Source organism: Bythopirellula goksoeyrii (assembly GCF_008065115.1).
Taxonomy (GTDB): domain Bacteria; phylum Planctomycetota; class Planctomycetia; order Pirellulales; family Lacipirellulaceae; genus Bythopirellula; species Bythopirellula goksoeyrii.
The window spans coordinates 4,495,137-4,518,272 of record NZ_CP042913.1 but is presented as its reverse complement, the minus strand read 5'-3'; the positions used below and the strand labels follow the sequence as shown (position 1 = coordinate 4,518,272).

Here is a 23,136-nt window from a genome sequence, read left to right as displayed (position 1 = left end):
TGAACTCTCAAGCTCACTTCAGAGGGAGGTCGCTGCTGTAGTCGATCAGATTGAGATTGATTGGCGTCGCAATCCAATCAGTGACAAAGCTGCAGCACTCAATAGCAGAAGTGAGCCAGGCTCAGGCACTGATCCTATAGCGGCCGTAAGAGGCGGCATGCCGTAGTTGTCTTGCCAGTCGGTCAAACTGCCGACTGCAGTATTGCGCTGCCAGACGAGGAAGTCATTGCCATCAACGTCGCCGTCCATGTCGAAATCACCAGCGAGACCCACCGATTCAGAACCGAGGCCGATGAGTACGACGTCTTTACCGTTGCCAGCCCCCAGGATTGAGCCAACGACACTGTTATCGGCGTCTGTCCATGAGATATCGCCCGTGTAGCTAATCGTCCAGTCATAGCGAACGCCTCCAAAGCTGGCTGAAACCGTATCTCCCTCGAAATAATTAGTGGAAGCATCAGCGCTAGAAAAGACTGGATCGTTCAACGTATCCCCGTTCAGATCACCAGTGCCCTGGATTGATCCATTGAAGATTTCTCCGAAGTCGACGTCGAACAGCCCTATGTCATTGGGTACACATGCTGCCCCTGTGCAAGCCGCTTCGCTGAGTACCAGTTCCAATCGCGAAGAACGTGTTCCACCAGTAGCGGCATCGAATCCGTTGTTGATGGACAGATTATGGGGAACTTGGAAAGGTCGAGTCTGGCCATTCTCGTAGTGAAATTCAAAAATCCCAACACCACGGTTGACTCCATCTGGATCTCGAACGGTGGTACCTCCATCGGTCGCCACGGCGACACCAGCATAGGAAGCAACTGCTACATCAAATGACCGAACATATCCACCTGAATTGGGATTATGAACAATGAAACGTGCGATACCACTCGCACCCGTCGCCTCAAGCGTGACGCCGTTAGTCGAGTTACTACCATGGGACATTCGTAAACCGGCCCCGCCCGTTGCACCAATATCTAAAGTCCCCCCCCGATAGTCGTAGGTGCCGTTGCCGATACCCGCGTTGGAAGTGTCTGGTCCGGCGAGATCAAACTCGTCGTTGGGAATTGAAAAGACTCCACTTAACTGATTGATTCGACCATTGGTTGCCACACCGTCAACACCGCTGGATCGACCGACAACAATTCCGTCAATGAAATTGATGTCTCCCTTGATCGTCAAGAGATTCGAAAGGGTCGTACTTCGTGAAATGTACAAGTTATCGAGTAATTGAGGACCGTATCCAGCAGGAAAACTCATTCCTTGCGCTGCAGCAAAGAAAGGATCATTAGTGGGATCGTAGACTACGCCTTCACCCTGGTCCCAGGCTCCTGTACCCATATTGATCTGTGTGTCGGTCACTGCACCCGATGAGTTGTTAGGAGGTAGCATGTCATCCGACCAATTGACGTTGTTGAACCACCACTGGCTGGCTCCATCGGCATCCCAGCTAACGGCAGCATGGACCGGAGTTGCAATTGTGTGTAGGGTTAAAAGTGCCGCTCCAATAGCCACTAGTTTGCGGCATGCAACCAAATTGTTCCGAGAAAAGATTTGTAACGCTTTCATCAAAAATACTCCCATGGTGATTGTTCACTTTCTCGAAAGGCAACTAACTAGTGCGACCTTCAGGAAAGCGATCGACAGTGTCATATTCATCTAGTTGTAAAAAAATTGGAAACTAAGATCGAAGATAAGCCAGAATTCCTACTTGAGGTTTTCAACCCTCGATTATGGTGGATCGGTTGTGATGTCAAAAACTTTGCTCTCTCCCGCAGCAACCACAAAAGACAATCCTGATGTATTCGGGTCAGTATATTTCTTTGCAATCGTGCGTTTCATCTTCCCTTCTTCCACGCCATGGTCTTCGATGAGATACACAACGTAATTACCAGGAGGGATACCTTTTTCCTCGGTTCCAATTGCAATCTGATAGTATCCGTCCCCATCCGTGGATCCATAGGCAGTCTTGCTGTTCTCCGGGCAATTGGCGATCACTTTGGCTAACACCAGTGGAGTACCATCTGCGTGAACGATTTTCCCAGAAACATAAGCACGATCTGACGCCCCACATCCCAAGCAAATAGCAAGCAAGCCTACTAACCCAAATCTAATTGAAATACGAAAAAAAAAACTTAAAAAAACTGCCATATTTCAACCATGATCGTGTTTGAGGACTACCGGCCGCTTGCGCAATAGTCAGTTGCTACGGACAAATCGATGCACTGCTATTAATATCCACAACTTCGCCGCCATCTCGCGTAGCCATGCGATCCAACATGTTTAAATCAGTTTCCCGCGAGATCGATTGCACACTTGCGTCGCACATCCCAAATACGACAACGCCAGGGTGATTTCCGCCAAATCCACTGTCGCCTCCTTCATCTCGATTTCGATCACACCTCTGACAGAAAGGTGCTCGATTTCCGATAGGGGAGTAAGAGGAATGATCTCCATTGAAGGCATGGACGGTTTCCGAGCGGTTCCTCCCTACCTCCCCTGCCAACAGCGTATTGCTGGTGCCGTCGGTGATGTTCTTTAGGCTGGTCGCACCGCGCCAACCTAGAACTCTATCTCCATTTTTTATCAGTCCAGTATTCCTATTGATCTGAGGTACCGGGCCATCGACAAGATGTGCCGTACCGGAATCAAAGCCGTTAAAGCTATCCCACGTCCTCAGATTTCCAACATCATCATACAAAGAACAAGTGGACCCCGAGACAGGTTGGTAGTCGGAAATCGAACCGTAGTACCCCACGGGAGTGCCAGGGACCTCGGGATCACTTCGAGGGTGACTTCCCCCATCACCAGGGAGTAGAGGAACGAGTATCACACGTGATTCGTGCGTCTGCGAAGGACAGTAAAATGCATCAACCGTGGCAGTGCGGGCATCGTAGGACTGATCGTAAAAGCAGCCGTGGTTTCCTTTGGTCGTATCCCAGAGTCCTCGAGCTTGTGATTGTTCCATATAGTCCAAGAGCAATGCCATGAATGTCAGATTGCCATCGGCAACTCGCATTGGAGGAAGTTCTTTGCGAGTGTTGTGATAGTTCTGTGTAGCCAAACCCACTTGCTTCATATTGTTGATGCATTGGGTACGGCGTGCTGCTTCGCGTGCCGCTTGGATTGCGGGGAGCAACAGGGCGACTAGAACACCAATGATTGCAATTACCACCAACAATTCTACCAAGGTAAAACCGGTCGATCTTTTGCTTTTGGTTTGCATAATTATTGAAACATCCTTTTCCAGATTAACAGGTGCATTTCAAACTACACTCTAAGAAAAAGAGTGTTGAAATGACGAAAAAGCTAGCGCTGACTTCTTCTCGTAGAGTAGGTCACTTCAGCGAGTCGCTGTGATCATCTTCTCTTTACATTCCATTTGCATTATAGATCGGAGTGGCAGTGTCCATAGTCTGTCTTTTTGCAAAATGTCCTTTCCGAGTGCTTTTGTCGAATCTCCGACCATCTGCACTCGGAGGGCGAACGGACAGCCCTTTTCGGGCGGACCAAATCAATCGTAACGAAAGCAACATAAAGGTTGTAAACCGGAGACGCTTCGTATGCCGTGGTAGACGCTCCAATTGCTAGTTCTATTGAGCGCATCAAGGAATTATCATTTTTTTCTAGAAAAGTTCGTAACGCTCGGTTATTTCAGGCTTAAATGTGTGTAGATAAGGTGCCCTACTAGCAATGGATAGGCTGGACGCCAAGCTTTTCTCTGTCAGGGATTCTACGTGAGCAACAGCGACGCAAACACGGAAAGATTTGTGGAGTTGCTAGGTGCGCACGAAAGGGAATTGTTTGCCTATGTCTACGCCTTGACGATGAACTGGGAGGATGCCCAGGAGATCATGCAGCGCGTTCGTATTCGGTTATGGCAGCAGTTTGATTCCTACGACGAAGCGAAGCCTTTTGGTGCGTGGGCTAGAGCAGTGAGTTATTATCTTGTGCTTGCATTCCGTAAGGAACGGTCTCGTCAGCGCGAGTATTTTGCTGAAGGTGTTTTGGAGCTAGTGAGCGATACCTACGAACAGGGTGTCGATCAATTCGTGCAGCGCCGCGAAGCGCTGCTAAAGTGTCTGGAAAAGCTGACTGACGAACAGCGGGGCATGGTCGACAGGTGCTATGCCAACAATGAAAAAATTGTTGATGTAGCGGATCAGCTGGGAGTAACCTCTGGGGCATTGCGGCAATCTTTGTTTCGGATTCGAAAATCCTTGCAGGATTGTGTGCGTAGAGTTGTCCGAAGTAGTTGAACATCTTGATGAGGGAATTGATGCCATGTTAGAGAATTCTTGTACTCAAGCCGATGCGGATGATGCCTTGAAAGTGGTTCGTTTGCTAAAAACTCGCTCGGGTGAAGCACTTGTATGGGAGCAAGTTGAAAAAGTTCTCCTCTCTGAAGATGGATCCAGCGATTCTGAAGAGTCGACCGACTCGTTGGCTTCGCGAGAGTACGAGTCTGCCCAGGCTAATCCCTGCTGTTGTTCTCATAGTGTTGCTGATGAGGATGGGCATTCTTTGGTCCGATATGATGACGATCGACTTCATAAGGCTCTGCTTTTTATCCATCGGCATCTTGATGAATCCATTAGGGTTCAGGATATTACAAGAGAGGTGTGCGTGTCACGGCGGTGGCTGGAATATGCTTTCCGTGCGGCGTTCGGAATCACACCGTTTCAATATTTGCGTTGTGTTCGACTGGAATTAGCTCGCCTACAGTTGATAAGAGAGCCTCAGAGCAAAGTTCATCAAATTGCTATGAATACGGGTTTCTCTTCCGCGAGACAGTTTACGATGACCTTTCGGCAGTATTTTGGGTATAGCCCCAGTGTATGTCGCAGCCAGGGGGATGGTGAGTTTTCAGCAGGGTATGGTCCACTTGCTGAAGCGTGCTGAATTGATTAGATGGGGAATCCGGTCGAAAACGAACAATGGCCGATATCGACGATCGGTAGGTCGCCGGGCAGAACATGTGATAGGATGTCGAGATTTCAATGACTGAAAATGAATTATCAGTTGAAGTATTATCCCTCAGCTTGCGATGCCAACAGGGTGTTGCCAGCGAGGAAGATCGTGCGCGGCTTGAATATTTATTGAGTGATTCCGAACAAGCTCGCCTAATTTATTCAGGTGTCGTTTCGGATACGGTCACCCTTTCTGAAGTGGCCAATAAGAACGCAATGTTGTTCCCCAGTGGGGAAAATGCTGAGGATGTTTCGGGGGCGGTCTCGCCTGTTGCATTGGGAAAGGACCTACGCCCCGTGCGTAAAGGTTCCTGGCAGTTCTTGTTAGCACTAGCGGCCTTGGTGTTGATCGCTACTTGGGCTGTAGCAACATTCAGTGAGAAAGAGTCTCGAAATGTCGCTCAGCATCCAGCAAGACCTCTGGCACGAATTGTCCATCTGGAAGAAGTTCAGTGGCATGCTGGCTCGGTAGAGTATGACGAATGGTCGGCGGTAAACTCTGGGGATACTCTGAAGTTTGATTCGGGGATGTTGGAGTTGGTCGTCGAGGACTCGATTCAGGTTGTCATTCAAGGCCCTGCAGAGTTTGAGTTGGTTTCTTCGGAAAAAGCGATTGCCCGTTCGGGAAAACTCGCAGCTCGCATTGGGGAAGAAGGTATTGGATTTGAAATCGAAACGCCTCATGCCCATGTTGTTGACCAGGGGACTGCATTTAGCATTTCGGTTTCACCTGATAAGCAGACCGACGTGGTCGTCTACGAAGGGATGGTTGATTTGGCGGCCCGAGATAATAGCAAAGCCGATCTTGAGGAGAGGCCCACTTATCGGAGGCTTCAGTCGGGAGAGGGGTTGCGAGTCGATAGCCAGGGTGGTCTCAATCGTATCACTTCGGTGGGAGCTCGTGATTTTCTCCCTCCATTGCGACTAGGGCGCGAAGCGGTGCGACCCTCACGCTTGATTGCGTCTGTGACCGACAACGTTTCCTCGATGGATACCTCGAAATACTATCGTGTGATGGGAAAAGGCTTTGCAGAGGATTGCTTGAGCTATGTGGACCGTTTACATCAATGGAACGGCATCGATCATCGTGGTATCCCCGCGTTTCTACGTGGCGCAGACTATGTGATGACATTTAATGACGACAAAGTACTTGGTGATCTTCAGATTGCTATTGAGGTGACTCAGCCTGTATCCATGTATGTGCTGTGGGATGACCGGATCGAATCCCCTGAGTGGCTTACGAAGGATTTCTCTGACACTGGTTGGGACATTGGTTTGGATGAAGGTTACAACGATCGCGTGCCGGACAAGTCGCGAAAGACGGCAATCGGTTCGGGAAAGAGTGTTGATTTTGTGTTTTCGATTTGGAAACAAGATGTCATGCAGGCCTCGACAGTTTTGCTCGGATCGGTGCAGCAAGACCACATTGACGAGATACCTCGCGAGGTCTCTCAAAGCATGTACAGCATTGCTGTTGCGCCGTTGCGTGGTCAGGGTTACAATGCATCGAAATAGAGGAGAGAAGACTTATCAAGTCCCAAGGAAAGTAGTGATTTCTTACCGTTTTTTGCAAGATTTGTAACTAGCTGGCTCTGTAGTGGCTAGCTAGAGTGAAAATAGGGCTCTTAGAGTCTTTTTGCTTTTTCTGGGTGTGGCTCCATTTTTGGTAACTCATCTATTGTTTTGACTACTTTTGATATTGGAGGAAGTACTAATGAAATTTGAGTATTGTTCGACTCTTGCTACGCGACTCTTCGCAGGCGCCTTGGCGTGCTGCAGCTTGGCTACTATGGCCAATGCTGCGATCGTCGTCAGTGATACCTGGCGAGACGGTACCGACACAGATCCAGCGGCTCCGGCGTATTCCGAAAATGGTGTCGACAGCGATGTTGATGGCGATGTCGAGTCAGTTTGGTACGAAGGTGGTGGCGGAACACTAGACCCTGTTGGCGCTGGAGGGCCCCTTCGAGGAACTGTTAGTACAAGTTCTTCGAGTTGGACGACTTACTTCACGCCAGAAGGCAATGAAGTCAACCTAGCTAACACTGGCGACTCCGTCAAAGTGACATGGGCATTCTCAATGGACGCTATCAACGCCTCAAATACTAGTCAAAACTTGAGAATCGCTTTAGTTGATAGTCCAGCCGCAAGTCGGCTTGTTGCAAGTGGGGCTCCGGGCTCTGACGCCTACAATGGTTATGGAATGTTCATCAACATGGGGCAAACTCTTGGACGTGACTCTGCCTTTCGTCTCATGGAAAGATCAGGAGCAAGCGGGAATATCTTAAGCTCTTCTGGCGATTGGGCGACGGTTGCTGATGCCCCCGGAATTTCAACTGGTAATGCTGGGTATACTGACGGAGCAACGTACACATTAGAAATGACCATCACACGTGCTGCTGGCAATCTGCTAGATGTGACATCTACTATGACAGGTGCAGGACTTAACGGAACTGGTAGCGTCTCAGTCAGCTCTTCAGGGCTCGCTCCAAACAATGGAAGTTTCCTGTTCGACACTTTTAGCCTTCGTCCTTCGAATGCAGTTACGACTGCGCAAGTTTTCGATACCAGCCTGTTTCAGGTCGAGTTCACGGCTATTCCTGAACCTGCCTCGCTAGTCCTCGTAGGCTTGAGTGGTCTGGCATTGATTTGCCGTCGCCAGCGCTGAGTTTTTAGCTCTGTTTAATTTAGGAAAAACTGGCGGTGCTCCTGCACAGGGGCACCGCCTTTTATTTAGCACATACCTTTCTCACCACAAACCGTAATGGCATCCATTCGAAACAGAGATTGTCCGAGTCGCCGAGTACCCTGGGGCAGCCCTTGGCGGCTCGGGGTGATGTTGTGCGTTGTGATGGTCACTTTCATCGACCAGGTTAGTGCTGCCGGGCTTACAGCCTTTCCTGGAGCTGTGGGGCAAGGAGCGGCTTCGACAGGTGGACGGGGCGGTGATGTTTACCACGTCACCAATCTCGAAGATTATAAGCCTCATGAGGATAAAAAGATCCCAGGAAGTCTTCGCCACGCGATTCGGTCCGCCGAAGCGCCTCGCACGATCGTGTTTGACGTGGGAGGGCCAATACTGTTAAAGGCACCGCTGCAGATACTCAAGAGCGATCTCACAATTGCTGGACAAACTGCGCCGGGGGATGGGGTTACGCTGTGGGGATATCCGTTAGAGATTTCCCGAGGGAAGGATGTCGTCATTCGCTATCTGCGAGTGCGGCTGGGCGATTTTCATGCAAGGGTAGGGGATAGCAAGAAACTCCATCCCTACAAGGGCAATGGCGATCTCGACTCTAGCAGTGCAAACGCCATCAATGTGGGAGGAGACTGCGAGCGCGTGATCCTAGATCACATTTCGGCTAGTTGGGGAATCGACGAAACTCTCTCGGTGACAAAGTGCCGTGACGTCACCGTACAAAATTGCATTATTGCCTTGAGTCTCAACGATTCGTTTCACCCCAAAGGTCGGCACGGATATGGGACCCTGATACGCGGCGAATTAACGCCTGAAGACCAAGCCGCTGGAGTGGGGGGATTTACTTTCTATCAGAATCTGTGGGCACACCATCGTGCTCGTAATCCTTCGATTGGTGGCCAACAGCGACTCGATCCGGGACAAAGCGAAGCGGATCGTCGCCGGACCGACGTTAATCTGGTGAACAATGTGATCTACGATTGGCTTGATCAGCCAACTCACCGTAGTGGAAAAGGAGAGATTCGAGTCAACCTGATCGGAAACTATTACATCAACGGTCCCGCGAAAGATGCAGATCGAGTCTTCAACGAAGATGATCCGGCACAAACACTCGTTTATCAAAGAGAAAACTGGATCGATCATGATCAGGACTCTGAGCACAACGGCACTCAGATAGCGACTGAGAAGCAAATCGCTAGAACTTTCCGCAAACTTGGGCCGGAAGATCAGTTGCTGAGCAGCAATGACGATTCTCCATTTCCGTTTCTGAAAGACCTTGGAAAGAACTTATATCCTGCAGAAGCCGCCTATGAGAATGCTTTGGATTCGGTTGGGTGTTCATTGAATCGTGATACAGCAGACCGGGCTCTTCTCGAAACAGTTATATCGCGTAGTGGAAGGTTGATTGATTCTCAAGAGGAGCTTCGCGACAAGTCGGGTAACCTACCCGGGATCGATGATATAGTGCCTGAGGAGAGAGCGAAGGATTTTGATACCGATGGAGATGGGATGCCCAACACTTTTGAGTTGGAGAATAAGCTCAATCCCAACGACCCCGCGGATGGTAATGGAAAAAAATTGAGCGATGTAGGGTACACCAATTTGGAAGTGTATCTTGCCAGAGTGGCGACCAGCAGGAACTGAAAAGCTGGATAGCCAAGTAAAACGGAGCAGAGGGACTATGAGGCAGTTGTTTTTTAAGTTCGTGGTCGTATTGTGCTGCGCAGTGGGTATTGCTTCGACAGATGCGGCAGAATTCTACATCTCCCCAGGGGGGAGCAATGGTAACAATGGTTCCCAGGGCAGTCCTTGGGGGACCTTTGACTACGCAATCGATCGCATCAACCCTGGTGACACTCTGTTCGTGCGCGGCGGTACTTACAGTCTCAATAGCCGAATCCAGATTCGTAGCGACGAAGGCGGCACTAGTAACAATCCCATCAACATCTGGTCCTATCCTGGTGAATCGCCTGTTTTGGACTTCGACTCGATGTCAAACGGCTCATGGGGGCAATCGAGTGGAAGAGGCATCCAAATTGATGACGGCGCTGATTGGCTGCATATCAAGGGACTTACAATCCAAAACGCCAGAGACAATGGCATCTGGAGCGGGGCGAACAACGGCATCATCGAGCAAGTTGTCACGCGCTGGAACGGCGACTCGGGAGTTCAATTGAGTGGGTTCGCTGCGTACAACCAGATTATCAATACCGACTCCTACGAAAACTATGACCCTTCGTCCAACGGCGAGAATGCCGACGGGTTTGCTATCAAATTCGAAGACCTTGGGCCGGGCAACTCGGTGCGAGGAAGCCGGGCCTGGGGGAATTCCGACGATGGCTGGGACATGTGGGGAAGCAATGGCGGAGCCCTGGTCGAAGATTCCTGGTCGTTCGACAACGGCAAATTACTGCCCCAGTTCTTCGACAAGGATGCACTCGAAGACAATGACCTGACGGCAGGCAACTTTCAAGGAGATGCGACTGGCTTCAAGCTTGGCCAGGATGGCGGCGCGCATGTGCTCAACCGCGTGCTGGCTTGGGAGAATAAGAACGGCATCGATATTAACGGCAACGGCACCGGTGTGATCGTCAACAATTCGGTTGGCTTCAACAACACGAGAAATTGGTATTTTGATGAGACGGCCTCCGAGACGGATAATCTGCACATTCTGAAGAATAACATCTCCTATGATGGCAATAGTAGCGATGTGTTTCTTTCGGGAGTAATCCACTCGTTCAACACTTGGAATGGTATCCCTGTGAATAGTGCTGATTTTCTTTCGCTAGACGACGCGATCGCCCGAGGTCCTCGGAATCCTGATGGGAGCTTGCCGACAAGCGATTTTCTTAGATTAGCCTCTGACAGCAACCTGATCGACGCAGGAACCGATGTTGGTCTTCCTTTCAATGATTCTGCACCTGATTTGGGGGCGTTTGAAACGTCGCCAATTGTGTTTGCAGCAGGTGATTTTAACGAAGACGGTTTCGTCGACTCGACGGATCTTATCAGTTGGCAAGCAGGCTATGGCACTCCAAGTGGTGCGGCTCATGGTGATGGCGATGCGGATGAAGATGGCGACGTCGACGGGATTGATTTTCTGGTGTGGCAACGCGAATACGCTCCCGCCTTGCCTCTTGTTTCAAATGCGGTCGCAGTACCGGAACCTACCACACTTTTATTCGTTATTGTGGCGACGTTTGCACTATGCATTCAACGTCCTGCTGGTTTTTAGAAATATCTCGACGGAGAGCCAGGACGGGTCGTTCGTCACAACTACACTGCTACAATTCTGAGGGGAATACGTAGATGCTTAGTTTTTCAAGTGCAAGTTCTTATGGGCGTTGTTCGCTGGGCGTTACTTTCTTGCTAGTTAGTTCGGTGTCAGTCAGCTGGGCCCAACTGCCTTTTTTTCCTGGTGCTGAAGGTTACGGTGGTTCTTTTTCAGGCACCGCACCAGCGGCTGGCTGGTTTTCTAATGCCACTGTGTATCGTGTGACCAACTTGAATGACAGTGGTGCAGGTTCATTGCGCGGTGCATTTCAAGAGAATAGTACGAACAAGATTATCATTTTCGATGTCGCAGGCACGATTAACCTAACCTCAGATAACCTCGATATCAAAAATCTTTCCAACTATTACATCGCCGGCCAAACTGCGCCTGGGCCCGTAACTGTCTATGGGGATATGGTGCAATTGACACATAGCGGAGGTAAGGAAAACCGCAATGTTATATTGCGTTACATGTCATTTCGCAAGGGAACAGGTGATAATTCAGATTCCATCACATTTGCAGGAAGTGGATTGGGAACCAACATGATTCTTGATCACGTGTCCGCATCTTGGTCGGAAGATGAGATTCTTTCAGTGGCGAACAACAATACCAATGTTACCGTCCAGTATTCAACGATTCATGATGCGTTGGTGAGTAATCATGCTTATGGTTCGCTGATACGTCCTCGGATCAGCTCACAAGTTACTTTTCATCATAATCTGTATGCCCACAACGCCAGTCGGCAGGCGCGGTTCGGAACTTATAACGGGGAGACCTTGACGGCGGACTTCCGCAATAATGTCGTCTACAACTTTCGCGATCGAGCCAGCTATACCGGTGGCAGCAGCGAATCAGATCAAGAGAAATCTGATATCAACTATGTCGGCAACTACATCGTGGCAGGACCTGGCACGCAAGGTAATCCGAATGTTGCTTTCAGCGTCGATAAGAATGTCGATACGCGAGTCTATCAATCGGGCAATTTTATCGATCCCGATAAGGACGCAGTGCTTGATGGGTCCAACACGGGCATGGCGATGTTTGTGATTAATAATCAGACCGACCAGACACTTGAGTTTATGGGGTCCCCTTTTGCAACACCGCCCGTTGCAACTCAAACGGCTACAGATGCTTATCATCAAATCGTCGACTACGTGGGGAATTGGTGGTGGGCTCGTGATGCGATTGATAGTCGTGTGATTGGAAATGTGACCAATTTCACGGGAGTTCCTCTGGGGGCTGCGGCCCCTAATGCAAGTGAACTCAATGGACTGCTCGCGGCCCCGATGACTTCGCACCCCGTTGGTTACGACGCCGACAACGATGGCATGGCTGATGCATGGGAGACTCTGCACGGTGGAAATCTGGTATGGAACGCCGACTTCGACAACGATGGATACATTAACCTCATCGAGTTCATTAACGAGAAGGGAGAGTTTCCTGCTCCCGCACCGATCGTGTTTAACGGCGGGTTCAATAATCGCTACGCCCATATCATGAACTGGAAAACTGATGACGGCGGCATTACTGCCGGTTCCAATTGGCAGCCTTCTAAGTACGACTTGGCCGTAATCGAGACGGGCTCGGTCGTGGTGGATGCCGTCGGCCAACACGCCGGAATGCTGCTGGTGGCTCCCAATGCGGGCAATAACGCAACCTTGAGCATTAACAGTGGATGGCTCAACGCAGCCGAGAGGGTCGAGGTCGGCTCCGCCATGGGTGAGGGTACCCTAGTGATGGGTGCTTCGGGGACTTTGTTTGCTCCGATGGTCTCGGTTGGAGCGATGGGTGAGCTTAGCGGCAGCGGAGAGATCATCGGCAATGTCCTCAATGAAGGTCTTGTCTCGCCCGGTGCTTCGCCAGGCACAATGGATCTCTCAGGCAATTTCGTTCAAAACGCTGGCGGCACGCTCAAGATGGAAATCGCGTCGACTTCCAGCTTTGACAAACTCATCATCGGCGGGACGCTGATGGCGGGAGGAACTCTGGATATCGACCTCTTGAGTTTTACTCCCGAAGCGGGTAACTCTTTTGATCTGTTCGATTTCTCAAATTCAATCGGCGCTTTTGTCCTCGATCTACCAGGACTTACTAGTGGACTGGCTTGGGATGATTCCAATCTGCTCACTAGCGGTGTCCTCTCGGTCGTTGCGTCAGTGGTCGAGAACGCTGACTTCGATGAGGATGGAGAGGTCGATGGACGAGATTTTCTCATCTGGCAGCGTGGGTTCGGCAGTGCCGGCTCGCTAGCCACGGGGGATGCCAACAACGATGGGAGCGTCGACGCCATTGATTTGGGGATCTGGCAGAATCAGTACGGCACATCGGTAGCTCTAGCCTCTGCTCACGCCGTGCCTGAACCAGTTGGGTTGACGTTGCTGCTCTGCGCTTTGGGAGCGTTTTTCCAACTAAGATCCGATCGAAGTTGCTGATCGTATTTTCATCATCTTCTGATTCGTATTTCATCTGACAATCGAGGTACTTGATGCGTTTCTTATGTTTTGTTTTCTTTCGTGATGCCACTCTGTATTCAGTGCTTATCGCAGGCCCAACTGCCCGCATTTCCAGGAGCGGAAGGAGTTGCGAAGAACATCACCGGCGGACGGGGCGGGGATGTGTATAAGGTGACCAATCTCAACGATGCTGGCGCGGGAAGTTTACGCTATGGTATCCAGAATGCGCCTGCCTCTGGCCGGACGATTGTATTCGATGTCGCAGGTACGATCAATTTGGCAAGCAGTCTCGACTTCAATGGCAAGGATAACATAACGATCGCTGGGCAAACGGCGCCAGGAGGTGGCATCACGCTGTCGGGAAATCGACTTCGGATCAACCCGTTGTTCAACGGTAATAGCATCGTTGACCCAATAAGTAATGTGGTAGTGCAATTCCTTCGAGTGAGACCGAGTGAAGCTGCTGATAACGCTGACGGAGTTTGGGTGCAGACGGCCGACGATGTGATTGTCGATCACGTAACTACTTCCTGGTCTGTCGACGAGAGTATATCCGTGACTCACGATTCGGATAACGTGACCGTTCAATGGTCGACAATGACGCAGGGACTGCTTAGTCACAGCTATGGTTCGCTTCTCAACGGTGGCACTTACACATACGCGCACAACCTCTACGCCCACAACAGAAGTCGAAACCCGCGACTGCAACAAAGCCAAGACATGATTATGGAACTGGATTTCGTCAACAACGTGATTTACAACCCAGGTGACCGGTTCGCGTACGGTGGCGATGAATACTCGGTGAACTGGGTGGGAAACTATGGTATTCGCGGTCCTGAAACAGGAGATACAAATCATGCCTTTGCCAGAGATACCGACATGGAATCGAGCTTCTTTGTCGAAGGCAACTTGATGGATAACAACACCGATGGAATGATCAATGGGGTTGTTCCCGTTCTCGAAGGTGGTAGTCACGAGGCGGCAATGTTCCGCACCGGCGCTGACTACACACTTTTGGGCTCGCGAGTTCCCATACCGGAAGCCAACGTAACGTCTGCTCAACAGGCTTACGTACAGGTTCTCAGTCGTGCTGGGGCAACAAACTTCCGCGATGCGCACGATCGCGATATGATTCGCGACGTCATAAATCAACAGCCAGGACAGATCAGCTCCGAGAGCGAGTGGGGATCGCTGCCTTCGCTGCCGACAGGTACACCTGCTGCCGACACCAACAACGACGGTGTCCCGGATACCTGGGCATTGTCCGCCTATGGCGATGCCTCAACGCCACTAAACACGACTTACGCATCGTCTGGCTACACCTACTTGGAGGAGTACATTCACTCGCTCACACCTTATGCCTACATGCCTACAAACACTCAATCTCACACTATTACAACAGGATATGGATTGGGTGGCGACGCTCAGGTGAACGAGAATGGGGGCACGAGCGCCATAAGCAGTGGTGATGGAACAGGAAACGCGCTCAATGCACTTTGGGACGGTGCTAGTGGTTCGAAGAATCAGGCGATTTTACTGAAATTTGACCTCTCAGAAATCGCTCCCGGCACAGTAAAAGAAGCTGTGCTGGAATTGACTGCAGCCGAGGCTGTCGTCGGCACACACACATTTAAAGTGTACGGACTGGAGCATGATGGTGACGACTGGGACTGGGATGAGTCAACTGTAGATTTTGCTGATGCACCTGGTCTGGCATTCGATGGCAACAGCCGCACACTCGGTATCGATCCTCGCTATACTGCCGACGGCGAACCATCTGAAAAGGACAACTTTCCGTTAGACACACCGGGGGTCTATTCGCTGGGCGAATTTTCGATTGATTCCCTAGTCGCAGGAGAAACGGCTTCTTTCGAGGGTTTGAATTTAGCGGTGATGTTGAACTTAGCTGCTTACTATGAGGGATCACCGCACGCAGGCTTGGTTACACTAATCCTGGAGCAGACGAACGCCACGGGAACGAACGACGCCACGTTCTTTTCTCACGAAGGCGATGCACTGTTGGCACCTCGACTCATTCTGGATGCCACTCTGGCAACGCCGACTGTTGTAGAAAATGCCGACTTCGATGGAGATGGTGACGTAGACGGTCGCGATTTTCTCATTTGGCAACGGGGCGCCGGCAGCGTCGGTTCACCGTCCACAGGAGATGCCAATGGTGATGGCAATGTGGATGCTATCGATTTAGGGGTCTGGCAAGATCAGTACGGCCCTACTAACTTGGGGGTCGCAGCCCAGGTAGTACCGGAACCCACTGGGATGACTCTCATGGTGATCAACTTATTGGTCTGGTTAAAAACTAGAAGTACGAGCTGGCATGTGTGAGTATTGGGTCCCGTCGAATCAATAACGAAACTTACTTAGATTCTTCCAATCGATCCTTGAGCCGTTTCCTGAAAGCTTCGACGTCGGCCTTGCGGATAGCCTGACAATTAACATTGATTGCTCCGCCCCCCACGATCGGCAATTCTCGTGACTTGCCGTTGTGCAATAAAGTCAGCATACGAACGGCTTCATAGCCGTACTTATAAGGGTCTTGAGCGACCGTGGCGTAGATGCTCCCAGTTTCTATGCCCTCGAGTGTGTCATCGAGTTCGTCAAACACGACGAGCTTGATTTCCCCAATTTTCCCTGCCTTGGTCAAAGCTTCTAAGAGAAGCGGGCCCTGATAGGCATTCATGCCCACCAGGCAGGCGAGATCGTCGTGATTTTCCAATGCCTTGGTAATATTTGCTTGGGATTTCGCTGTATCCCCTTCGTCTGTCAAGTATGCAACGGTTTGCCAAACAGGAGCAGATGCATCCTGTGGTGGATTATCGGACTGGAGTTTCTTCTCACTCTCTTCGTAGCCTGATTTGCGCTCCAACATGTTGTTCTTGGTAATGTTAGAAAGAAAGACGGCAATTTTGCCTCCTTCTGGGATCGCTTCGCGAACTAATTCGTGGCTAATCTTGCCCGCGAGGTAATTACTAGTTCCTATGTAGTATTGGCGTTCAGAGATGGGCGCGTCAGAATCGTAGGTCACTACATTCATCTTCCTGGCCAACCGATTGATCAGCAATGTCTGACCTTGAGCATCCAGGGGGCTCACGGCACAGCCATCGATTTCATCCTCGTTTAGGCCGAGGAGAATCTGGGTCTGCTCTTCCAGGCCACCCTCACGGGAGACCATCTCCGTTTTCAATTTGGCATTGTGCTCAAGTGCAGCAGCTTTGGCACCTTTGGCAGCGAGTTGCCAAAAATCGTTATCTCCCCCCGTAATAAAGACAACTCGCGTCGTCTGAGGTTGATCGTCAGCTGTTGCTGGCAAGATTTGACTGCGATACCACAAAGCAGCACCAATTGAGACTACCAGCAGACCCCACAACCAGAATCGATTTTCTGACATTCAAACACCTCGCAAAAGAGAGTATTCGCAAACTACTGCGTGGACTGTCATTATCTATCGTAGCCCGGCAGGTTATCAAGTCATCCTGGTTTAGATTGAGATATATTTGCAAATAATCACTACCTGTATCTTTCTGACCGAACTCGTATGATTTGTTACCTTCTCACAAATTACTTTCCTTATCGTGCGACATTCAGGTTTTCTACCATGCTGAAGCGATTTATTGGAGCTAGAATCCACTCTCAAGCCGTGCTCGCATTCGGGGCATTTTTTGCGACTTCTGGTGCAATGGCAGGCGATTTATCTGTTCTGACCTCTGATCGGATTGCTGCCGATTTGATCGTAGCGAGCGACGGTAGCGGTGATTTCACGACATTGCAAGCCGCCATCGAAACGATTCCGGCCAACAACATTGAGCGCATCACTATCTTTGTTCGCAACGGAATCTACGAAGAAAAAGTCTTGTTGCGGCAGAAGCGTGTCTCGATTATTGGAGAGAGTCGCGACGGGGTGCGACTACAATTCAACGCTCCACGCAGCGAATACGACCGCCGTTACGACCGAATTGGGCCTGCGGTATTGAATGTTTTCGGATCAGACAACATGGTTCGCAATATGACCATCGAAAACACCCAGCAAACTCCGGAGCATGCTTTTGCGATCTATGGTCAACCACAACGGTTTATTCTTGATGATTGTGACGTACTGGGTGTCGGTGGCGATACTCTTTCGCTGTGGAATACGTCTTACGGCATGTATTACCACCGCAATTGTCGATTCAAAGGGGGGGTCGATTTTGTCTGTCCACGGGGATGGTGTTTTGTACGCGACTGTCACTTCGAGTCCGCTAGCCAAAGTGCTGCCTTGTGGCAGGATGGTCATATGGACCTCGATATGAAGTTCATATTGCGGAACTGTACCTTTGATGGTCCACCTGAATTTTGGCTTGGTCGCAATCACTATCCATCACAATTCTATTTGCTCGGCTGTCAGTTTTCGGAGAACCTTGCTGACAAGCCGATAGGAGTTGTAAAGGATTTGAGTGGAGTCGCAAATCCTGAAGTTTATGAGCGAAGATACTATGCTGACTGCCACCGTGAAGGGGGTGACTACGCGTGGCACTCGGACAATCTTGAGACGGCTGCTGGGAGTCCCACGCCGGATGAGATCACTCCCGCATGGACCTTTGATTGTCGTTGGGACCCTGAATCTTCAACTGCTCCGATAGTTGTTGAGAACGAGTACAAGGGGAACGAGGTTTATCTTCATTTCAGTGAATGCGTATCTGGAGCCGAGTTGGCTGAAATCTTTCGAGAAGATGGTTCTATTGCCACCCTGAAAAAAGGAGACGGAGCGGACTGGCTCGTGTTTATGGGTGGCAATGCTGATTCGATGCCAGTTCGGCTGGAAACCAAAGGTGATGAGATCCTGGGAACCGTTGCCTCTCTTGCGCCGAGAAGGATTAATTCACAGACTCTTCCGAAAGCTTCGCCACGCAAGCAAGTTAAGATTGTTCTGGTGGGAGACTCGACGGTTGCCACCTACGATGCAAACCACCCTTACCAGGGCTGGGGATGGGCTCTTGACCGGTTATTTGATGATCGGGTGGAAGTAGTCAACGAGGCGCGAGGAGGGAGGAGCTCTAAGAGTTTTCGCACTGAGGGCCACTGGGATCGGGCGATTGGCCACCAGGCAGACTATGTGCTTATCCAATTTGGCCATAACGACAATCCAGGCAAAGGCCCTGAGCGAGAAACCGATCCAACGCCAGGAGGTGACTTCCGCAAGAATCTCGCCCACTATGTTGAAGAATCGCGCGCGGCGGGCGCAGAACCTATTCTCGTAAGCCCACCGACTCGGCGCGTATTTGTTGAGGGCGCCATAATTAATCCAACCGAAGGGAATCTGCCATATGCGGAGGCCGTTCTCGCCGTTGCCCAGGAACTCGAATGCCCCGTGGTTGATTTGAATCGGCTCACGAGAGAGTTATTCGAGCGACTTGGCCAGCAGTCGAGCGATTGGATCCAGCCAGTGGGAGATTTAACGCATTTTACACCGCCAGGTGCAAAACGCATTGCTGCTACACTGGCTAGCGAATTGGTAGAAGCGGCCCCGTCACTCAAGATCTACATGCGCCCTGATGCTCTGGTATCACCTTGAAGATGAATGAGTCAGATTCAACATGATGTGCTTAACGAGGCTGACTCACATCTTGGAAGTACATGTGGTCAACATGCTCGATAATGCTTGGCTGCGCCGCGTTATAGAATTTGCAATTCTTCAAGTAGACAAAATCAATCGGTTCTTCCGGAAGCCCAACTAAATACAGGGGGTATTTACTTTTCTGCGAAGTAACGTTTTCAATAAAAATATTTCGTACCGTCGGGAAGAATTCGCCACTTTCGCCCCAATATTGCAGGTTGATACTGACGATTGCTTCGCTCACTTCGCCCACATCGATATTGCGGACGAAAAGATTTTCCAGATAACCGCCACGGAGCGAATTGGATTTCAAGCGAATCGCTCGCTCCAGGTTGGGGCTATCCATCTGGCAATCTTCAACAAAGATATTCCGAATACCACCGCTCATTTCACTTCCCAAAACCACACCGCCATGCCCATCTTTCATAGTGCAACCCCGGACAATGATGTTCTCACTCGGTGTGGCTAGACGTCTGCCATCCACGTTGCGTCCCGATTTGATGGCGATACAGTCGTCGCCGGTGTTGAAAATGCAATTCTCAATCAAGACGTTTCGGCAGGATTCGGGATCGCAGCCATCGTTGTTGGGTCCGTGACTGTCGACCGTTACGCCACGAATTGTCACATTCGAGGATAGTACCGGATTGATGACCCACATGGGTGAGTTAACAATCTTTACTCCTTCAATCAAAACTCTCTTCGAGCGATACGGTTGAATGAAGCTTGAGCGAAGGTAGTGGTCCGCGCCAAAGATTCGCTCTCTTGGAGGTACTCCGTCGTCGGCAAGCTTGCAAAGCTTCGCAACATCTTCGATCTGGTCAGAATCACCCCTTTTCCAACCCGTTTCGTCGGCACCGCCCCAATGTCCCTTCCAATTCCACCACCGACTTTCGCCCGCCTGCCCGTCGAGTACTCCTTCGCCCGTAACGGCGATATTCTCTTTCTCGAAAGCATAGATGAGCGGCGAGTAATTCATCAGCTCCGTTCCCTCGAAGCGTGTAAGTACTACCGGCAAGTAGTCCTGTGGATTGGTGCTAAATGCGATGGTGGAATCTTTCTCTAGATGGAGGTTAACATTACTCTCCAAGTGAATTGGCCCCTTAACAAGCCACCGACCAGCAGGTGCTACAACCCGGCCGCCACCTGCTTTTGCACATTCGGCAATCGCTGCCTGAAATGCGGCAAGGCAATCTGTGCTGCCGTCTCCAATGCCACCAAAATCCGTTACGAGAAAATCTCGTTCTGGAAATACTGGAGGATCAATCTGAGCAATTATATTGGAAACAGATTCCCAACTGGGGTCTTTCAGCTCAGCTACCACGACTGCCGTGGCTGTAGTTGAAAACGCCGTAAGGAATAGAATTGAGCTGACGGTTTGCCACAGGAATGATTTCAAAAGGGAATCCTTGCGAATTGGAGTGTGAATGGAACCAACACTCAATTCTACTGGCTCTACAAGCGAATTTCAGCGAGTCTTTTTTGCAAAAAAGTGCGGATCATCATATGGAGAGCTGCTGATTTGCGGGAATGATTTCACTAGAGAATATGCGCTGAAACTGACCAGAATTCCTTTTTCACATTAAGAATTGGCCTCAAACTACTTATACTAAGCATTCTTCATCATATTCATGTCCCTTACATTCGAGTGCCCTGCCGCGGACTTTGACCAAAGTTCGCCGTTCTGGAGAATGGCTGCGAATGTCAGTACTATTTGAGTTCTTGGATGAATCCATCAAGTACTCAGCATTAGACTACGACTTCCAGCATTGTGCATTGAAGATCTGAGTCTTTAGATGAGTTGCCGACCATGATCTTGAATTCACCGGGTTCGACAACATGGTTCATGTCAATGTCATAGAACGCCAAGCTTTCTGGTGTTATTTCCAAAGAGACCGTGCGTTTTTCCCCAGCTTCTAAGGTCACGCGTTGAAATCCTTTGAGTTCTTTGACAGGGCGTGTTACCGAACTGACACAATCGCGAATATACATTTGCACCACCTCATCGCCAGGCAGCTTGCCAGTATTCATTAGTTCGACTTGAACAATCGTCGATTCCCCTACCGCGATCTGTGACCGAAGCAGTTTGGGTGGTCCAATTTCGAATTGCGTATAGCTCAGGCCGAAACCGAAGGGAAATAGGGGTGTGACTTCGTCAAATAAGTATCCGCGTCTGGCAGAAGGCTTGTGATTGTAGAAGCAGGGAATATGCCCAACTGATCGCGGGATTGAGATGGGCAGTTTTCCACCTGGATTCACATCGCCGAACAGTACGTCAGCAATTGCTCTGCCAGTCTCTTGTCCAAGATACCAGCACTCGAAGAGACCGTCCACTTTTTCCGCCAGATTACTAAAAGCCAATGGCCGACCGTTGAATAGAAAAGCAACCATCGGTTTTCCCAGCTCGGCCAGAGCATTTACCAGAGCGTCCTGCTTGCCAAAGAGCTCTAGGCTTGCGCGATCGCCTAGGTGATTGCTCATCCAGGCTTCCCGAGAAGTCTGCTCATTGCCGCCAAGAGCGAGTACAATCAGATCGGCAGCCCGGGCAGCTTCGACGGCATCTACAATACTTCGACGGTCTTCCTCTGCGTCATACGGTACGACCTCGTCTTCGAACCATGACCCTCCCTTGGTAATCTTGCATCCTTCGTGGTAGACCACTTGAGCCGAGTTGTCTAAGTGGTCTCGAATTCCCTGCAGTACGGTCGTTTGGAAACGCGGAAGACCACTATAGCCGCCCAGGAGGCTTCTATCGGCGTTGGGGCCAATCACTGCAATCGTGTTTATGTTGTCTCTATTGATTGGCAACGTCTTATTATGGTTCTTCAACAGAGTGATGGTCTTATGAGCTGCTCGCAAAGCAATGGAACGATGCGCCTCGCTCCCAGAAAGATGCTCGGCGAGTTCTGGATCGACATAGGGGTTGTCAAACAGCCCGAGCTGAAATTTCTGTTTTAATAGCGGACGCACCATCTCATCGAGTTCAACTTCCGAGAGTTGTCCATCTTGAATGCTTTCGACCAACGTTAGATAGCAATCCGGTTCAGGTAGCTCCATGTTGACACCTGCTCGCACTGCGAGTTCGCCCGCCTGTTTGCCGTCAACGGCCAAATGATGACCATAGAGATCGGGCCTCTCGTTGAGTTCACGAATTGCGTAATAGTCTGATACGACGACGCCGTCGAATCCCCATTCGTTTCGCAACACATCGCGCAAGAGCCAGCGATTGGCGTGGGAGGGAACACCGTCTATTTCATTGTAAGAGGCCATTACCGCCAAGGACTTGCCTTGTTGGATAGCTTTCTTGAATGGGTCGAGAAATACTTCGCGTAACACGCGCATTGAAACATTTACGGGGGCACAATTCGTACCTGATTCTGGCTGGCCATGAGCGGCGAAGTGTTTCAATGTCGCAACAACACTTTGGCCATCCGTAAAGGTCCGATCTCCCTGGAGCCCTTCGACAGCAGCGGTCCCCATTGTGGCGACTAGATAGGGATCTTCACCATAGGTTTCCTCCACACGTCCCCAACGCGGATCGCGGGCAACGTCCACAACGGGTGATAATGCATGGTGTCCACCACGGCACCGTGTCTCAGCGGCGATAACGCGGTGAACATTGCGAAGCAGGTCAGGATCGAACGTCGCTCCTAAGCCAATCGGCTGAGGAAAGCTAGTTGCGTCTACCGCCATGAGTCCGTGCAGGCACTCTTCGTGAAAGACCACGGGGATACCTAGCCGGCTGTTCTCGAGAAACCAGCGTTGAATTGTGTTCGTAAGCTCGGCCATTTGGCGAGCGTTTCTTCCCAACGCAAAGTTCTTTCCCGCTTTGCTTCCCGCATCACTCAAGCGTCCTATTTGTCCTAAACCATTCCCATGGCCAAAATGACTCTTGGCACGCACCGGATCAAAGCCTGCTTGCTCGTTGAGCAGCTTATCGTTCTTCTCGTTCCACACGCAAACCATCTGTGCCGCTTTTTCTTCGAGCGTCATCTGCGACAATAGGTCGGCAACCCGCTCGTCAATCGGCTTATCTGCACATTGGTAAATAGATGTAGCAACGGTACTGGAGTCAGTAGACAAAAAAGAATCTCCTAAGACTAACGTTCTGAAATGTGGAAACAATGCTAACCAAGGTTAGT

General features: G+C 50.4%; 15 protein-coding genes. 9 read left to right on the top strand and 6 right to left on the bottom strand.

What is annotated here, in order from left to right:
- Positions 1 to 45 precede the first annotated feature (45 nt).
- The 3 genes from Pr1d_RS17820 to Pr1d_RS17810 form a co-directional block, all read right to left on the bottom strand.
- Entirely contained in the window at positions 46 to 1,563 is a 1,518-nt protein-coding gene (locus Pr1d_RS17820) for a PEP-CTERM sorting domain-containing protein (protein ID WP_168205326.1), read from the bottom strand.
- 162 nt (positions 1,564 to 1,725) lie between these two features.
- On the bottom strand, positions 1,726 to 2,088 hold the full coding sequence (locus Pr1d_RS17815) for a carboxypeptidase-like regulatory domain-containing protein (RefSeq protein ID WP_148074789.1): 363 nt from the start codon (positions 2,086 to 2,088) through the stop codon (positions 1,726 to 1,728).
- 112 nt (positions 2,089 to 2,200) lie between these two features.
- The gene (locus Pr1d_RS17810; RefSeq protein WP_148074788.1) at positions 2,201 to 3,220 is read right to left on the bottom strand and encodes a DUF1559 domain-containing protein; all 1,020 of its coding nucleotides are present in this window, start codon (positions 3,218 to 3,220) and stop codon (positions 2,201 to 2,203) included.
- Positions 3,221 to 3,731: 511 nt separating this feature from the next.
- Here Pr1d_RS17810 and Pr1d_RS17805 point away from each other — a divergent pair.
- From Pr1d_RS17805 to Pr1d_RS17770, 8 genes are all read left to right on the top strand, one after another.
- On the top strand, positions 3,732 to 4,253 hold the full coding sequence (locus Pr1d_RS17805; protein ID WP_148074787.1) for a sigma-70 family RNA polymerase sigma factor: 522 nt from the start codon (positions 3,732 to 3,734) through the stop codon (positions 4,251 to 4,253).
- Between the two features lie 25 nt (positions 4,254 to 4,278).
- Positions 4,279 to 4,896 (top strand): helix-turn-helix transcriptional regulator, encoded by a 618-nt coding sequence (locus Pr1d_RS17800; protein WP_148074786.1) that lies wholly within the window; start codon positions 4,279 to 4,281, stop codon positions 4,894 to 4,896.
- 98 nt (positions 4,897 to 4,994) lie between these two features.
- The gene (locus Pr1d_RS17795; protein WP_148074785.1) at positions 4,995 to 6,479 is read left to right on the top strand and encodes a FecR domain-containing protein; all 1,485 of its coding nucleotides are present in this window, start codon (positions 4,995 to 4,997) and stop codon (positions 6,477 to 6,479) included.
- 199 nt (positions 6,480 to 6,678) lie between these two features.
- Positions 6,679 to 7,632: a PEP-CTERM sorting domain-containing protein gene (locus tag Pr1d_RS17790; RefSeq protein WP_148074784.1), complete on the top strand. Its 954-nt coding sequence runs from the start codon at positions 6,679 to 6,681 to the stop codon at positions 7,630 to 7,632.
- A gap of 96 nt (positions 7,633 to 7,728) precedes the next feature.
- Entirely contained in the window at positions 7,729 to 9,306 is a 1,578-nt protein-coding gene (locus Pr1d_RS17785) for a pectate lyase family protein (protein WP_148074783.1), read from the top strand.
- A 37-nt stretch (positions 9,307 to 9,343) separates the two neighbouring features.
- A complete protein-coding gene (locus Pr1d_RS17780) occupies positions 9,344 to 10,897 on the top strand; it encodes a right-handed parallel beta-helix repeat-containing protein (protein WP_148074782.1) in 1,554 nt (517 codons plus the stop codon).
- A gap of 74 nt (positions 10,898 to 10,971) precedes the next feature.
- A complete protein-coding gene (locus Pr1d_RS17775) occupies positions 10,972 to 13,368 on the top strand; it encodes a dockerin type I domain-containing protein (protein WP_148074781.1) in 2,397 nt (798 codons plus the stop codon).
- 84 nt (positions 13,369 to 13,452) lie between these two features.
- Positions 13,453 to 15,732, top strand: a complete 2,280-nt coding sequence (locus tag Pr1d_RS17770; protein WP_148074780.1) for a pectate lyase family protein — start codon at positions 13,453 to 13,455, stop codon at positions 15,730 to 15,732.
- A 31-nt stretch (positions 15,733 to 15,763) separates the two neighbouring features.
- Here the strand turns inward: Pr1d_RS17770 and Pr1d_RS17765 are convergent, their stop codons facing one another.
- The gene (locus Pr1d_RS17765; RefSeq protein WP_148074779.1) at positions 15,764 to 16,795 is read right to left on the bottom strand and encodes a substrate-binding domain-containing protein; all 1,032 of its coding nucleotides are present in this window, start codon (positions 16,793 to 16,795) and stop codon (positions 15,764 to 15,766) included.
- A 207-nt stretch (positions 16,796 to 17,002) separates the two neighbouring features.
- Here Pr1d_RS17765 and Pr1d_RS17760 point away from each other — a divergent pair, with 207 nt between their 5' ends.
- Positions 17,003 to 18,955 carry a pectinesterase family protein gene (locus Pr1d_RS17760; protein WP_168205325.1) on the top strand — a complete coding sequence of 651 codons (1,953 nt, stop codon included), beginning with the start codon at positions 17,003 to 17,005 and terminating at the stop codon, positions 18,953 to 18,955.
- A 31-nt stretch (positions 18,956 to 18,986) separates the two neighbouring features.
- Here Pr1d_RS17760 and Pr1d_RS17755 read toward each other — a convergent pair whose 3' ends face one another.
- Positions 18,987 to 20,393 (bottom strand): glycoside hydrolase family 28 protein, encoded by a 1,407-nt coding sequence (locus tag Pr1d_RS17755; protein WP_210417763.1) that lies wholly within the window; start codon positions 20,391 to 20,393, stop codon positions 18,987 to 18,989.
- A gap of 350 nt (positions 20,394 to 20,743) precedes the next feature.
- Complete coding sequence (locus tag Pr1d_RS17750; protein ID WP_210417762.1) at positions 20,744 to 23,077, bottom strand: glycoside hydrolase family 3 N-terminal domain-containing protein; 2,334 nt, start codon at positions 23,075 to 23,077, stop codon at positions 20,744 to 20,746.
- Between the last annotated feature and the right edge of the window lie 59 nt (positions 23,078 to 23,136).